This is a genomic window from Aliivibrio sp. 1S175 (genome assembly GCF_001690985.1).
In the GTDB taxonomy this organism is placed as follows: Bacteria; Pseudomonadota; Gammaproteobacteria; order Enterobacterales; family Vibrionaceae; genus Aliivibrio.
The window spans coordinates 1-361 of sequence record NZ_MAJS01000062.1; the positions used below are offsets into that span (position 1 = coordinate 1).

Sequence of the window (361 nt, forward strand, 5' to 3'; positions counted from 1 at the left end):
CTGGCGCAGTAACAGAAGAATCTCAACTTCATACCTCTGGCACACTGACTGTCACGGATGTTGATACCGGCGAAGCGCACTTCTCAAGCACAGATGTTATTGGCTCACTAGGCACGTTACATCTAACTGATTCAGGCGCATGGACATACGATCTTGATAATACTAATCCTGCAGTTCAAGCATTAGGTAAAGGCTCGACAGCTACCGATTCCATTACCGTTCATTCAGCCGATGGCACGCCTCATCAGGTGACCGTCACTGTGAACGGCACTAACGATAAAGCCGTGATTTCAGGCACAGATTCTGGTGCGGTGACGGAAGAGTCTCAACTTCAAACCTCCGGCACACTGACTGTTACGGA

The 361-nt window shown here is 49.3% G+C and carries 1 protein-coding gene; it reads left to right on the forward strand.

The window, feature by feature from the left end:
- Positions 1-361 (forward strand): VCBS domain-containing protein (locus A6E06_RS14640; RefSeq protein ID WP_218066038.1); only part of this gene is annotated, 361 nt, incomplete at both ends.